The 14270-nt window shown below is 32.7% G+C and carries 14 protein-coding genes and 1 pseudogene; 2 read left to right on the top strand and 13 right to left on the bottom strand.

From position 1 onward, the window contains the following. Positions 1 to 105: 105 nt before the first annotated feature. The 13 genes and pseudogenes from BZ25_RS06650 to BZ25_RS06590 all read right to left on the bottom strand — a co-directional run. A pseudogene (locus BZ25_RS06650) lies at positions 106 to 504 on the bottom strand (response regulator); the annotation flags it as partial. A 15-nt stretch (positions 505 to 519) separates the two neighbouring features. After that, a complete protein-coding gene (locus BZ25_RS06645) occupies positions 520 to 975 on the bottom strand; it encodes a diacylglycerol kinase (RefSeq protein ID WP_121514412.1) in 456 nt (151 codons plus the stop codon). Continuing rightward, on the bottom strand, positions 968 to 1579 hold the full coding sequence (locus tag BZ25_RS06640; protein WP_121514413.1) for a 2-oxoacid:acceptor oxidoreductase family protein: 612 nt from the start codon (positions 1577 to 1579) through the stop codon (positions 968 to 970). The genes BZ25_RS06645 and BZ25_RS06640 overlap by 8 nt, the downstream gene beginning before the upstream one ends. Beyond that, complete coding sequence (locus BZ25_RS06635; RefSeq protein ID WP_103065376.1) at positions 1576 to 2409, bottom strand: 2-oxoacid:ferredoxin oxidoreductase subunit beta; 834 nt, start codon at positions 2407 to 2409, stop codon at positions 1576 to 1578. The genes BZ25_RS06640 and BZ25_RS06635 overlap by 4 nt, the downstream gene beginning before the upstream one ends. 35 nt (positions 2410 to 2444) lie before the next feature. Continuing rightward, positions 2445 to 2954 carry a dCMP deaminase family protein gene (locus BZ25_RS06630; RefSeq protein WP_199171491.1) on the bottom strand — a complete coding sequence of 170 codons (510 nt, stop codon included), beginning with the start codon at positions 2952 to 2954 and terminating at the stop codon, positions 2445 to 2447. A 13-nt stretch (positions 2955 to 2967) separates the two neighbouring features. Beyond that, positions 2968 to 4110 (bottom strand): radical SAM family heme chaperone HemW, encoded by a 1143-nt coding sequence (gene hemW / locus BZ25_RS06625; protein ID WP_158245424.1) that lies wholly within the window; start codon positions 4108 to 4110, stop codon positions 2968 to 2970. Continuing rightward, the gene (locus BZ25_RS06620; RefSeq protein WP_103065378.1) at positions 4100 to 4891 is read right to left on the bottom strand and encodes a hypothetical protein; all 792 of its coding nucleotides are present in this window, start codon (positions 4889 to 4891) and stop codon (positions 4100 to 4102) included. The genes hemW and BZ25_RS06620 overlap by 11 nt, the downstream gene beginning before the upstream one ends. A gap of 23 nt (positions 4892 to 4914) precedes the next feature. After that, positions 4915 to 6351, bottom strand: a complete 1437-nt coding sequence (gene gatB / locus BZ25_RS06615) for an Asp-tRNA(Asn)/Glu-tRNA(Gln) amidotransferase subunit GatB (RefSeq protein WP_369973997.1) — start codon at positions 6349 to 6351, stop codon at positions 4915 to 4917. Beyond that, positions 6341 to 7708: an Asp-tRNA(Asn)/Glu-tRNA(Gln) amidotransferase subunit GatA gene (gatA, locus tag BZ25_RS06610; protein WP_121514416.1), complete on the bottom strand. Its 1368-nt coding sequence runs from the start codon at positions 7706 to 7708 to the stop codon at positions 6341 to 6343. Before gatA ends, gatB begins: the two co-directional genes overlap by 11 nt. 21 nt (positions 7709 to 7729) lie before the next feature. Further along, entirely contained in the window at positions 7730 to 8410 is a 681-nt protein-coding gene (locus BZ25_RS06605) for a rhomboid family intramembrane serine protease (protein ID WP_103065381.1), read from the bottom strand. 36 nt (positions 8411 to 8446) lie between these two features. After that, the gene (gene pheT, locus BZ25_RS06600; protein WP_121514417.1) at positions 8447 to 10879 is read right to left on the bottom strand and encodes a phenylalanine--tRNA ligase subunit beta; all 2433 of its coding nucleotides are present in this window, start codon (positions 10877 to 10879) and stop codon (positions 8447 to 8449) included. Between the two features lie 45 nt (positions 10880 to 10924). Continuing rightward, a complete protein-coding gene (locus tag BZ25_RS06595; RefSeq protein ID WP_121514418.1) occupies positions 10925 to 11959 on the bottom strand; it encodes a phenylalanine--tRNA ligase subunit alpha in 1035 nt (344 codons plus the stop codon). A 57-nt stretch (positions 11960 to 12016) separates the two neighbouring features. Then, a complete protein-coding gene (locus BZ25_RS06590; protein WP_012208065.1) occupies positions 12017 to 12523 on the bottom strand; it encodes a hypothetical protein in 507 nt (168 codons plus the stop codon). Between the two features lie 289 nt (positions 12524 to 12812). On the opposite strand from BZ25_RS06590, the gene BZ25_RS06585 reads away from it, so the two are divergent. Beyond that, a complete protein-coding gene (locus BZ25_RS06585) occupies positions 12813 to 13457 on the top strand; it encodes an ATP-binding cassette domain-containing protein (RefSeq protein WP_012208066.1) in 645 nt (214 codons plus the stop codon). Continuing rightward, positions 13441 to 14232 (top strand): ABC transporter permease, encoded by a 792-nt coding sequence (locus BZ25_RS06580; protein WP_121514419.1) that lies wholly within the window; start codon positions 13441 to 13443, stop codon positions 14230 to 14232. Before BZ25_RS06585 ends, BZ25_RS06580 begins: the two co-directional genes overlap by 17 nt. Positions 14233 to 14270: the final 38 nt, after the last annotated feature.

The raw sequence follows: 14270 nt of genomic DNA, 5'->3' as shown, positions 1-14270 counted from the left end.
TCATTTGTTCATATTTCATTTTTTCTACCCACACTTTTTGGAAGAGAACCTTTTCTTTACTTTTTTGGTTTCGACAAAATGAATACTTTTCAATTTTTCTATTGAGACATTCATACTTTCTCTTATCTTTCTCAATAATTCATCCTGAACGTCTCTTATAGTCCAAGAAGTACTCCCAGCCGGTTTTTGAATGAAATCAAAAGCTCCCTTTTCTAAACATTCTATCGTAATAGAGGCCTCTTTTGAAGTTAAACTGCTCACCATAATAACCCTTGTTGGAGATTTTAACATTATCTCACTTAAAGCATCGAGTCCATTCTTTTTAGGCATTTCAACATCTAAAGTAATCACGTCTGGTGTTAAGGATAAAGCTTTTTCTACAGCTTCAACTCCATCTTTAGCCAATCCAACTACCTTCATGTCAGGTTCTTTATCTATAATGTCTTTTAGAACCATTCGCATGAAAGCAGAGTCATCAACTATTAAGACCCTTATCTGATCCAAGTATCTTCCTCCTCATTATTTTTCTCTTTTTTTATATATAAAGCCACATAAATTCAAAAAAAGCAAAAAAACTATTGCTAAAATTATACCATATTTAGGGTTCAGATTGAAAAAAGCATGACCGAAGATAATTATTCCAATTGCAACTGCGAAGATGGAAGTTATAAAAACCGATGCAGCAGAAACATCTTTGATTATCTTTACCGAAGAGCTATAAAAAGGATGAAGAAAATCCAACAGTTGTTCTGTTACAGTATTCACTGTTTCCATGATCAGCACCAGCATGACTGTGAATATTAAAAGTATAAACTCTACTTGAGTTAAGTTGGCAAAAATAGCAACAATTAATACTATCAGTCCTATTAAACTTTGTATTCTAAAGTTTCTTTGAGATTTATAAATTTCGATGAGCCCTTGCAATGCGTAAGAAAAACTTTTTTTTAGACTTCTATTTTGATTATTTTTATTCATAACCTTTCCCTAATTTTTTATACATTTTAGTTGATTCTAACGGATACCTTTTTTTGCACAAATCATAGCCAATTTTGATGGCTTTTTCATCAATCTCTATATAATTTTTCGATACGTTCAATTTGACTTCTTCTATAAGACTTTCCAAACTTATTATCTGAGTTACTGAGCAAAGAACCCCTAATCCTACCATATTTGCGACATTTTTGTTTGAGAATTCTTCTATTGCTATTTGTGAAGCTGGAACCTTGATTATTTTCTTGGTGATTCTTTCTACATACTGAGGTATACTTTCAACGAATTTTTCATCGTAGAATAAAATGCCATTTCTTTTAAGATTTCCAATATGATTTAAACCAACATTATGCATCAAATACAATATATCAAAATTTTTAGCTTCAGGATAATCTATAGGTTCTTGATCAAAAAGCACATCACAATAAGAAAGTCCTCCTCTTACCTGTGCACCATAATGCTGGGATTGAACAACCCAAAATCCTTCTTTCACCAGTGCTTTTGCAAATATTATTCCCATTAAGATGTTACCTTGACCGGCTTCTCCACTGAATCTGACCGAATTAGGTGTACTAATTAAACTACTCACTTCGGCGATACCTCCTGTGAAACCAATTTTTTCCTTAATTTTTCATACCTATCAACGTACCCTTCTTTTTCAACATTCAGAAATTCACCTATTATAATCTTATCTTTCAAGTCATTTTCATCCATATTTTTGGCTTTGCTTAGCATTACGGAGTTATCTTTAAAATATTGCAACATTTGGGTAGGTTCCGTCATTTTGTTGTATCTCCCATAATAAGTATGACAATTTGTAACTATTTCAACAACCGACATACCTTTATGCTTTAAGGCGTTTTCTATGTATTTAACGGATAACATGTAATGGAAAACGGTTGATCTAGCGACGTAAGTGGCACCAGAAGTTATAGCAAGATTAACTGCATCAAACTCGTTTTCTAAATTCCCATAAGGAGAAGTTGAAGCGTAGGTTCCGGCAGGTGTTTCAGGTGAATATTGCCCGCCTGTCATTCCATAAATAGAATTGTTGAATATAATAACTGTTAGATCCATGTTTCTACGGCAAGCGTGAATAAAATGATTTCCACCTATTGCCAGTATATCTCCATCTCCACCCATTACTACCACATTAAACTCTGGCTTTGCTAATTTAACCCCAGTGGCAAAGGCAATAGCCCTTCCATGAAGCGTGTGCATAGTGTTAAAATCTAAGTACCCGGTGACTCTTGAAGAACATCCTATACCCGATACAACTGCCACCTTATTTTTATCTAAACCTAAATTATCGACCGCTTCCACAAAATTTTTCATTATTATTCCATTACCACATCCTGGGCACCAGACGTGAGTCATTCTGTCTTTTCTTAAATATTTAAAGTATCTCTCTACAGGCATTTTATCCCACCTTTCCATTTTGATATTTATTTTGATCATTCGACAATTTTTGATTGTATGTTACACGTATCAAAAAACAATTGTGTTAGACTATCCGGATAGCCTTCTCTATAATAAACCTTTTTTATTCCAGCGTTTATTATCAACCTGGCACATACGGAACAAGGTTGATGTGTGATATAAATTGATGCGTTATCAGTACTAATCCCAAATTTAGCAGCTTGCATCAAGGCATTTTGTTCTGCATGAAGGCCATAACAAATCTCTTGGTTTTCTCCACTTTTTATACCCAAATCGTCCCTTATGCAGCCTATATCATCGCAATGGGGAAAACCAGATGGCGGTTGATTGTAACCAGTCGCTAAGATCCTTTTTTCTTTAACTATTACGGCTCCAACCTTTCTATGCAAACAGGTGGACCTTTTACTTACCAAATCCGCTACTTCCATAAAATATCTGTCCCAATCTTTCCTTTCTTTGAATAAGTTGGGATCATTAAAATTTTTATTCTTCAAATAATTTTCAACTTCGTCCTTTTTACCCAAAAATAAGCCTCCCTTAAGTTGGAGATACCTCTAACAAATTCTCAAAAACATACCTTGAAAAATTCAAGCCTTTTGTAGTTAATTTAATAGAATCATCAATAGATATATACTCTTCCAAATTCTTTTTTAACTGATTTAAGACATTGTCAACCAAATTTTTGGGGAACCTTTGTACCAAAGAATCATAGGTTATTCCCCTTGTTAGTCTCAAAGACAAAAAAAGGGTTTCTATCAATTCGGTAAACTCATCGTTCACATTTTTTGTGTCGTATGGAAGTTCCTCATTATTTAATTTTGTAATATATGCTTTAACATCTGAAGTATTGACATATCTTTCGTTGTTGATATGCCCTCCTGCGGAAACCCCAAATCCTACATAATCTAGGTTATACCAATAAAATTTATTGTGCATACATTCTTTGTTGGGTAGAGACCAACTTGAAATTTCATATCTGTTATATTCTAATTTTTCCAATTGATCATAGATATAATCAAGAAGTTCATATACAAAGTCTTCATCCGGAAGTTTCATTTCCTTGGTTTCAAGAAAATGTTTTAAAGGAGTATCGTGTGAAGAATCCAATAAATAATAAGAAATATGAGAGGGTTTCATCTTTTCTATAAACTCTAAATTACTATTAACCGTTTCAAAATTTTCATAAGGTAATCCAAGAATAAAATCCACATTTATATTATCATAAAAAGATGCCAAAAGTTTATAAGATTCTAAGCCTTTATTAAAATCATGGGCTCTTCCCACGGTTTTTAATATCTTATCAGAAGTACTCTGGAACCCCATAGATATTCTGTTAATCCCTATTTCTTTGTAAAACTGCACTTTTTTCTCATCAACACTTTCTGGATTTACCTCTATCGTGAATTCCTTTAAATCAGATAAATCCATATTTTCTTGTAATGAACGAAAGGTTTGCAAAATAAACTCTTCCTCAGTAAAAGATGGGGTTCCACCTCCAAAATAAATCGTTCTAACCTTCCTATCTTTTAATTTTTTACCTTTCAAAGCGATTTCTTTGTATAATGCGTTAAAATATTCTTCTTTTAAGGATAAATCGGTTGTAGATACATAGTCACAATAAAGGCATCTCCTCACACAAAAAGGTATGTGTAAATATAATGCAATATAATTAGAATTCAAAAAACAAACCTCCTCCTTTTTCGTTGAACGAAAAAAGTAGAGGCAACTTAAGATTTTCATTATAAATATAAAATTCGTAAAAAAAATCTTGACCAAAAGCTATTCTTGTACCAAGATGCAACTGCTGATCGAATATATTCATTGGAACTGAAAATCCAATATTTGGGTACCATTTTTGTTGTATTAACGCTGCTCCTACGTCGATTGTATCTACATAGTAGCTGTCTAGGTTAACGAGAGGAACATTTAAATAGAAACCATTTGAATAACCTAAACTAATTGGTATTTCTATAGGCCTATATATTCGAGCTTTTACTTCAAATAGATTTATATTTTTATTGTTAAAAAGAAATAAATTTCCTATAGCATATGAAGGGGCATTGAACTTAGCTTGAGTGAAGTTATATATATCGTGGTCGACATTTTTAACCTCAACTCTTTGAAAATTTTTTACTGTCAAAACTCCTAAAAAATTATTTTCAAGTTTGTACTCATATCCTACACCAAATTCACTGTTGTATACTGGTACATTCACAAACACATTAAAAAAAGACTCTCCAGTTTTCAGTTTTATCGTCCTGTTGAAGAGTTTATTTTCTATATATAAAGAGTGGTAATCGGAATAACCGATCTCTAATCCAAAATCTTCAAAAGACGATGTAGACAGTGTAAAGGTCGCACCTTTATTTTCTATCTCTGGACCGAAGGGAGTGTACCCTACATAAGATAAAAGTATTGTTGAAATAAACATAAAAAATCCGATAAAATACAATTTTCTCAAGGATCATCACCTCGTGATGATTTTCAATTATCTTCAAGTAATTCATTGAGTATTTCGTTCGTTTTTTGAGGGTTAGCTTTGCCCTTTGTTTGCTTCATAACTTCGCCAACAAAAAATCCCAAAAGTTTCTTTTTACCATTCTTATACTTTTCAACACTATCGGGATTTTCTTTTAAAACATTTTCAATTATTTTTCTTAACTCATCTTCATTTTCTATTTGTTTTAAGCCTTTCTTTTCAACGATCAGTTTGGGGCTATCACCTGTTCTATACATCTGGGGAAAAATATCTTTAGCGATCTTTGTTGAAATTGTATTTGTATCTAAAAGCATTTTTAATTCCGCAAAATGCTCGGGTTTAATTTTTACATTTTCGATACTATCCTCATTTTCTTTCATCTCTCTTAATAACTCAGTTAAGATAAAATTACTAACAAATTTGGCATCCTTAGTCAATTCTACGCATCTTTCATAATAATCAGCTAACTCTTTGTCTGAAGAGAGAATTTGTGCGTCATATTCAGGTATGTTGTACTGTGCAACAAACCTTTTAGTCTTCTCTTCTGGCATTTCAGGAATGAGTTTTTTTACTGTTTCAATAAGTTCATCGTTCAAAATTAGGATGGGGAGATCTGGTTCAGGAAAATATCTGTAGTCCATCTCTTCTTCTTTTGTTCTCATCGAAAATGTCTCTTTTTTGTTGGCATCCCACCCTCTCGTTTCTTGTATTAACTCCCTACCTTCTTCTAAATTATTAATAATCCTATCTCTTTCATATTCTAACGCTTTTTCTACAAATTTGAATGAGTTTATATTCTTAATCTCTACCCTTTTACTTATTTCTTCGTTTTTTTGGTTGAGAATAGAAATATTTGCATCACATCTCAAAGCTCCTTTTTCCATATCACCCGTTGAAATATCAGCGTATCTAAGCAAATTTCTTAATTTCTCCATAAATATCCTTGCCTGTTTAGGAGTCTCTATATCCGGCTCGGTTACAATTTCTAAAAGAGGTATGCCTGCCCTATTAAAATCGATTAAACTTTCTTGAGCATAGGAAATCTGATCCCCTTCATGAAGCATCTTAGCCGTATCTTCTTCCATATGCATCCTTCTTATTCTTATCTTTTTGCCTTCAACGTCTATGTATCCTCCACTTACTATGGGATGAAAATACTGCGTAATTTGATAACCCTTTGGCAAATCGGGGTAAAAATAATTCTTTCTATCGAACCTAGAAAACTTATTTATACGTCCATTTAATATTAATCCAGCTTTTATCGCAAGTTTAAGCGCTTCCTCGTTTAATACCGGCAACGTTCCAGGTTGGCCTGTACATACTGGACAAATATTAATATTCGGCTCAGCTTCATAATGCTCTGTACTACATGAACAAAAGGCTTTGGATTTTGTTAGTAATTGGACGTGTATTTCTAATCCTATAATGGTTTTATACATAATTTTTCAACTCCCTGGAGGTCTCTTTAAAGAAATTGTCTGCTATAGTTAATAATTCCTCATCCTTCATATATCGACCAATGAATTGTATACCAAAAGGTAACCCTTGGACATCACCAAAAGGAATACTTATGGCAGGTGATCCATTTAAATTCGCAGGGATTGTAAAAATATCCATTAAATAATAATCTAAAGGTTTTAACTTTTCCCCTATCTTTGGTGGGAGAACAGGAGATGTGGGGGTCATTATCAAATTATAATCGTTTAAAACTTCCTTTATTTTGTCACTCAACAATTTTCTTACTTTTGAGGCTTTTGAGTAATATTGATCGTAATAAAGAGAAGATAGATTAAAAGTTCCCATCATTATTCTTCTTTTTACTTCCATACCAAAACCAACTTCTCTAGTAGATTTATACATTCTATTCAAACCTAAGGCATCGTTCCTCAACCCATATTTGACACCATCGTATCTTGAAAGATTGGATGAAGCTTCAGCAGGGGCTATTATATAATAAATTGCTACTGAATATTCAAGTTCCGGTATGTCTTTTACGTCAACTATTGCTCCTTTGCTTCTCAAAAAGTTAATAGCCCTTTCAAATTGTTTTATTACATTATTATCTGCATTTTCATGGTAAACAACCTTTGGAATGCAAATTTTGGTTTTGGATAAATCTATATCTACATCTTTTACCAGATCTTTATTGTGCTCCAACGTGGTTGAATCCTTGGGATCTTTTCCTTTCATAATTTCTGTAACAGTTCTAACGTCCTTAACATTATTTGCAAAAACACCTATTTGATCCAATGAAGATGAAAAAGCGGTTAAACCGTATCGTGATATCATACCGTATGACGGCTTAAATCCAACAACACCACAAAAAGCGGCAGGTTGTCTTACTGAGCCTCCGGTATCGGATCCTAGAGAAAATGGAACGTACCCTGCTGCTACAGCTGCAGCTGAACCTCCACTACTACCCCCCGGGACTCGTGCCAAATCCTTAGGATTTCTTACAGCTCCAAAGGCTGAATGTTCGTTGGTATTACCCATGGCAAACTCGTCCATATTAGTTTTCCCTACCACTGTAAAACCTGCTTTTAAAAGCCTTTCAACGGCAGTTGCGGTATAAGGAGAATTATAATTTTCAAGGATTTTAGAACCGTTTGTTGTTTTAGTTCCTTCAACTAAAATGTTATCCTTGACCAAAAAAGGTATGCCAAAATAGTCGCCATCTTTATTCCCTTCTACCTTTTCTATTCTCAAAACTGAATTTATTTCTTTATCCTTTTCATAAATCTTTTTGATACTTTCTTCTATGACATTTTTACCAACCAAATCATCTATGGTCAAATACATCACCTCAAAAAAGAGTTTTAATTAAAATATGTAGTATCTAAAATCGAATATCAAAAGTAAAACAAAACTTGCAATAATTAATCCGTAAGACAAGTAAGAAAGCGTTCTCCACCCTTGGTAACTCCTCTTTGTGTACCTTATAGGTGTTAACCAACCAAAGGTAAAACCTATTCCTAATCCTCCTAAATGTGCAAAATTGTTTATATTAGCACCTGGTAAGAATCCCCAGATCACGTTTATTAAGATAATTGGGAGTAAAGCGGTCCCTGTTACAGGTCTCAATATAGTTGGGGTATCGTGCCTAAATCCCGCCCCAAAAAGTAGTCCTATCAATCCGAATATCGCACCTGATGCTCCTACAGAGATTGCACTAGGTAAAAATAAGTGGGTTAAAAGATTACCAAAAATACCTGATAACATGTATATTGAGATAAATCTTTCTTTTCCATAAGCCCTTTCAACTATGTTACCCACGTAAAATAAAGCGATCATATTGAAAAATATGTGAAATAACCCACCATGAACAAACATTGATGTAATCAATCTGAACCATTCTCCGGCTGTGATTAAATTACCCAATTGTGCACCAAAAAGTATGTATATACGTGGGTTAGAAAAAGCGCTAAAACCACCAAATAAAAACATCATTATAAATATCAAAACATTCAACATTATTAAGTAACTCGTGACATTTCTTTGCATCTCTTTCTCCTTTCTTTGTCTATGTGTATGGTATGCCTAGGATTCTCGAAGTTTGATCCCTTTATTGTTCAAACTTTCTAAAATAGATCTTTCGACTTGATTGACTTCTTCTTCTGTCAAAGTTTTATTTTCTGATCTATAAACTATTGAAACGGTAATACTTGTTTTATCTTCTTCTATATTTTTTCCTCTGTAAACATCAAAAATTTTAAAATCTTCTACGATATCTGCCACACTTATTATTATTTCTTGAATCTCTTTAAATTCGATGTTTATAGGAACAATCATAGAATACTCTCTTTTGATAGCAGGAAAATCTACTTTTCTGAATTCCCTTTTTATTTCTTTCTTACCTTCAAATATTTTATCCAAATTTATCTCACAGATATATATAGGGTCTTTTATTTCGTAATAATTATCGGCTATCACCGGATCAAGTAGACCTAAAAAACCAATTTCTTCGTTGTTGATAAATAGACGAGCACTTTGAGCTTTCAAAAAACCAGGTTGATCACTTCTTACGTATTCTATTTTTATATGGAATTCATTCAATAAGTTTTCTAAAACACCTTTTACAGAATAAAATGTAACCTCTCTCTTATCCGTGAAATCATCATTATTTTCTCTTCCAGTTGCCACAAAGGCAAGGTTAGTAAATTCCTTTGCACCTGTTTCACTGTCTTTATCTGCTTGGAAAACTTTATCAATTTCGAACATTTTTATATCTTTTGTTTGGTTTCTATAATTAAAAGAAACTGAATCTAACAAACCATATATCAATTTGGATGACATGTATTCTAATTCTGAGGAGATAGGATTAATCAATCTTAACTCCAATTCGTTTTCCATCCACATTCTGTTGCCATTGTTCAACGGAAAGGTCTTTGCCTCATGATAACCGTTAGCCAACATAATATTCGCTACTTTCTCTTTAAAAGAAACAAAATCTCTCTTACTTCCTATCAATCCATTTAGATTTGGGAAAGCAGGCTGAATTTTTGAGTAACCGTAAACTCTACCAACCTCTTCAACGAGATCAATATCTTGGGTAATATCTGGCCTTTTTGTGGGAATAGAAACGTTCCATTCTTCATCTATTATATCCCAAGGTAAATCAATCATCTTGACTACATCTTCCATTGCCTTCTGCTGCGAACTTTTTTCCACTATTGTGAAAGAGAAATCTAATTTTTTTAATATTTGTTCAATTTCTTTTTCTGCTAAGTCTTTCCCCAACCTATCGTTTATAAAACTTTTTTTAATCAATATTTCTTTATTTTCTATAGGCTTAGGATATATATCCGTTGTAGCTCCTTCTACCTTTCCTCCTGCCAATTCGTTAATCAATTTAATCAATCTCCCCATAACCATCTCACTATCGTTTGGATCAACTCCTCTTTCAAAACGATACGAAGAATCAGAGGTTATCTTATGGTAAGTAGAGGACTTTCTTATATTGACAGGATCGAAATGGGCAACTTCTAATAAGATATCTTTCGTATTTTCATTGATGCCGCTTAATTCTCCCCCCATTATGCCACCAAGTGCAATTATGTTGTCACCATCGGTTATAAGTGTTTCTTCCCCTTCCATGGTGTACTCTTTACCATCCAAAAGCAAGATTTTTTCGCCTTTTTTAGCTTTTCTAACTACTATTTGGTCACCTATAAGATCTAAATCGAATGCATGGATGGGGTGACCTGTCTCTAACATTACATAGTTTGTTATGTCTACAATATTATTTATACTTCTTATTCCTGACCTTCCTAACCTTTTAACCAGCCACATTGGGGATGGACCAACTTTTATATCTTTTACAACTGTTGCCATATATCGATTACATTTTTCATATTCTATTCTTACCGGAAACCCCTCACCCTTACTAATTTTTATATAGTCAGGTAAATTAAATCCCACACCACAATCTATTGTTTCTAACTCTTTGGCAACACCTAAGTAAGACAGTAAATCAGGCCTATTGGGAAGTATATCTAATTCCAAAATTTGGTCATAAAGATCAAAAAATTTTACAAAATCCGTTCCATTCGGAACGTCATCCACTATTCTGTAAATTTTATCCGCATCCCCAGATATACCTAATTCCTTCAAAGAACACATCATTCCCTCAGAGATAACTCCCTTGAATTCTCGTTCTTCTATTTTTATATTGTTTGCTAAAGTTGCCCCAGGAAGTGCAACTGGAACTTTTTCTCTAATCTTAACTGTAAGATCCCCGGTGACTATATTTTTGATATCTTTCCCTACGTCTATCTTACAAACTACTAAATTATCAGCATTTTCAAGTGGGGTTATTTCCATAATCTCTCCAACTGTTATATTATTAAGATTATTCCCCGCTTTTTCAAAACCTTCTACATCTACCGAGTGGAGTTTTATTTCTTTTACTAATTCTTCGATATTTTTTGTGACTTTTATATAATCTTCAAGCCAATTTAAAGATACTTTCATCGTTACCTCCCTCTAAAATTTTGCTTGCCAATGACGGATAATTGATTATGAATTTTCTATAAACCTAATGTCGTTTTTGTATAATTCTCTCATATCTGGAATGTTATATTTCAACATCGCTACTCTTTCAATCCCCATTCCAAAAGCAAAGCCTTGCCATGTTTTTGGATCGTAATTAACGCTTTGAAAAACGTTTGGATGAACTAAACCGGCTCCCAATATTTCTATCCATCCGGTATTTTTACAAACATTACACCCTTTTCCTCCACAAAAGATACAACTGATATCTACCTCAAAACTTGGTTCGGTAAAAGGGAAATAGCTCGGACGCAACAAGACCGAAACTTTATTTCCAAAAAATTTTTGAGCAAAAACTTCAAGATACATTTTTAAATGGGAAACGGAAACATTTCTATCAACATAGAGCCCTTCTACCTGATGAAAAACCGGGGAATGAGTGGCGTCTAATTCATCTTTTCTGTATACCCTTCCCGGGGATATTATAGCCAAGGGGGGCTTACTTTTCAACATAGTTCTCACTTGAACGGGAGAAGTATGCGTCCTTAAAAGCTTTTCTTTGTCCAAAGACAAATAAAAAGTATCCTGCATTTCTCTGGCAGGATGCCATTCAGGAGTATTAAGTGCGTCAAAATTGTACCAAGAATTTTCAATTTCTGGACCTTCAGCTACCGAAAAACCCATTCCAATGAATATTTCTTCTATTTCTTTCCTTGTTTTTGTGATCAAATTCTCTTTTCCTATCTTTCTACGAGCCCCAGGAATCGTAATATCAACCCAGTTTTTTTTCTCCTTTTCTTCTCTTTCTTTTTCTTTCAACTCACTTAACTTCTCATCAAAAAGGGTTTCTAATTCTTCTTTTAGTTCATTTACACTTTTACCATACTCTTTTTTTAATTCTACATCATCGATATCTTTAAGACTGTTCATTAGAGACTTGATTAAACCTTTCTTACCTAAATATTTAGATTTTAGATTTTGAAATTCCTGCATATCTGTTATTTCTTGTATTTCTCTTTTTAAAGTACCTATGATTTCATCTCTGTCTATTGTTAAAGCCATCAAAATCCTCCTAAATTTTAAAAATTTTAGCTTTGAAAAGTACTTTTTTCTGAATTATCATTTGAAATAATCTTTTGATCCAGATATGATAGGTTCTCCCAACATATTAACTACTCTGTCTGTGGTAGCTTGCAATAGTTCAAAAGAATCACTTATCACTAATATACTGCAATCCTTTCTATAATAAGAAATGATCGTTGAAATGTCAGAAAGCTCGTCGTAATTAATATCACACTTTTTTGCTCCTATAAATATCAAATGACGCCTTTTAGGTTTGTTTTTAAGTATGTTGTATATGCTATCTTTCCAAATTTGAGGAACCACTATATGAGTAAAAGATCTTCCCACCCAATTCATACCATTTGCAAGAAATCCATTTATTTTAACTTCCTTTGCGTACTTTTCAGGTTCAGAAATTAATTTAAAGAAATACGATGTCATTAATTCAGTCTCACTGGTATATAAACCTAACGAATTACCTTTTTCCAACTTAATCTCTGGAAAGGTGATAGAAGGTTGTACAATATCCAGCATGATGCTATTTGAAATTTCCTCTTCAATCACCTTGCACACCTCTTTTTATCATTTTTTGAATCTCTCAAAGCACTTATCTATTAAAGCTATTTTAAGACACTATTATCTAATTTATAAAGAACTACTTTTAATTGTAATCAGGTACAAAGGCATAACAATTTTTTCAGTGAATTGATTAATACCAATAGTTATCCCTCCAAAAGAAAATTATACCATAACAATAGAAAAAACTGACATCTTTATTGACAATTTGAAAAAAAGAGTTATAATTACAATATCGATTTCCGATATCGACATTAGATATAAGGAGGGAATAATTTTGATCGAATTTAAAAATGTTTCAAAAAAATTCCAAGATAAGTACGTTCTAAGAAATTTTAATCTCAAGGTTCAAGAAGGGAGTAAAACTCTTATCTTTGGAAAATCCGGAATTGGAAAAACCACTATTTTTAGATTACTTTTAGGATTCATTAAACCAGATGAAGGACAATTACTATACAAAAATGAAGAGTTGAATGGTAAAAATGTATGGGATTTAAGAAGAGATGCTGTGTACATCGGGCAGGAATTAGATATTTCTGATGGAACCGTAAGAGAAATAATTCGTACTATATTGAATTATAAAATAAATCTCAAAGTACCTTTTGAAGAATCAAAATTAATAAAATTATTTGATTTTTTTGAACTACCAGCAAATATTTTAGATAAAGACTTCCAATCTCTTTCAGGTGGAGAAAAACAAAGAGTTTTGATATCTATTTTTACACTTTTAAACAAAAAATTATACTTACTAGATGAGATTACCTCTTCTCTGGATAGAGAAATGAAAAATAAAGTCATAGAATATTTACTATCAAAAAAAGAGTGGACTTTGATTGCAATATCTCATGATCAGGAATGGTTAAATAAAGAAGGTTTGAATATAATAGAAATGGGAGGGAATAATAATGGAACCTACAACTGATATTTCTTTATTTTCACTTGCAATGGCGTATTTGTTAATATTTTTCCCCATTATCTTGAGTTATATTTTTAATTTAAAAATTACCCGAGATACTTTAATTTCAACATTCAGAATGAGCATTCAGCTTTTCATCATGTCTTTAATTTTAGTATATCTTTTCCAATTTGATTATACATGGTTGAATATAGGCTGGTTATTTTTTATGATTTCTTTTGCTGTATTTCGAGTTATTGGTAGCAGCGGTTTAAATTTCAAAAGGTTCATCTGGCCAGTATTTTTTGCCCTTGCAATTTCTAATTTTATAGTACTTTTTTACTTCGATTTTATAATTTTAAGATTGGATGATATTTTCACCGCAAGATATTTCGTTGTCCTAGGTGGAATGCTCTTAGGTAACGCTTTAACAGGAGATATTATTGGAATTAGTAATTTTTATAAAGATATAGAAAGAAATAAACAACGATATTTTTTTGCTTTGGGAAATGGGGCTACCGTTTATGAAGCCACACTTCCATATTTAAGGAACGCATTAATATCTGCCCTTAGACCAACCATAGCAAGTATGGCTACAGTTGGAATCGTGTATCTGCCTGGAATGATGACAGGTCAGATTTTGGGAGGTGCATCTCCACAAACAGCTATAAAATACCAAATTGCCATATATGTAGCTATTTTAACATCGGTTTCTCTTTCTGTAACCTTAACGATATTATTCACAATGAAAAGTAGCTTCGATGAGTATGGGATACTTCGCCAAGATATCTTTAAAAAATAAGCAAAGGAAGGTGTTCTAAAACGAAAAAAACAGCTATT

The sequence above is a fragment of the Petrotoga sp. Shatin.DS.tank11.9.2.9.3 genome (assembly GCF_003665005.1).
GTDB lineage: Bacteria > Thermotogota > Thermotogae > Petrotogales > Petrotogaceae > Petrotoga > Petrotoga mobilis.
This window is presented reverse-complemented; position numbering and strand designations above follow the sequence as displayed.

What these genes read in the sequence shown, in the direction of transcription:
- BZ25_RS06645 (WP_121514412.1), bottom strand. Translation starts at nt 975, where the DNA reads ATGAATAAAAATAATCAAAATAGAAGTCTAAAAAAAAGTTTTTCTTAC.
- BZ25_RS06635 (WP_103065376.1), bottom strand. Translation starts at nt 2,409, where the DNA reads ATGCCTGTAGAGAGATACTTTAAATATTTAAGAAAAGACAGAATGACT.
- gatA (WP_121514416.1), bottom strand. Translation starts at nt 7,708, where the DNA reads ATGTATTTGACCATAGATGATTTGGTTGGTAAAAATGTCATAGAAGAA.
- BZ25_RS06605 (WP_103065381.1), bottom strand. Translation starts at nt 8,410, where the DNA reads ATGCAAAGAAATGTCACGAGTTACTTAATAATGTTGAATGTTTTGATA.
- pheT (WP_121514417.1), bottom strand. Translation starts at nt 10,879, where the DNA reads ATGAAAGTATCTTTAAATTGGCTTGAAGATTATATAAAAGTCACAAAA.
- BZ25_RS06595 (WP_121514418.1), bottom strand. Translation starts at nt 11,959, where the DNA reads ATGGCTTTAACAATAGACAGAGATGAAATCATAGGTACTTTAAAAAGA.
- BZ25_RS06580 (WP_121514419.1), top strand. Translation starts at nt 13,441, where the DNA reads ATGGAACCTACAACTGATATTTCTTTATTTTCACTTGCAATGGCGTAT.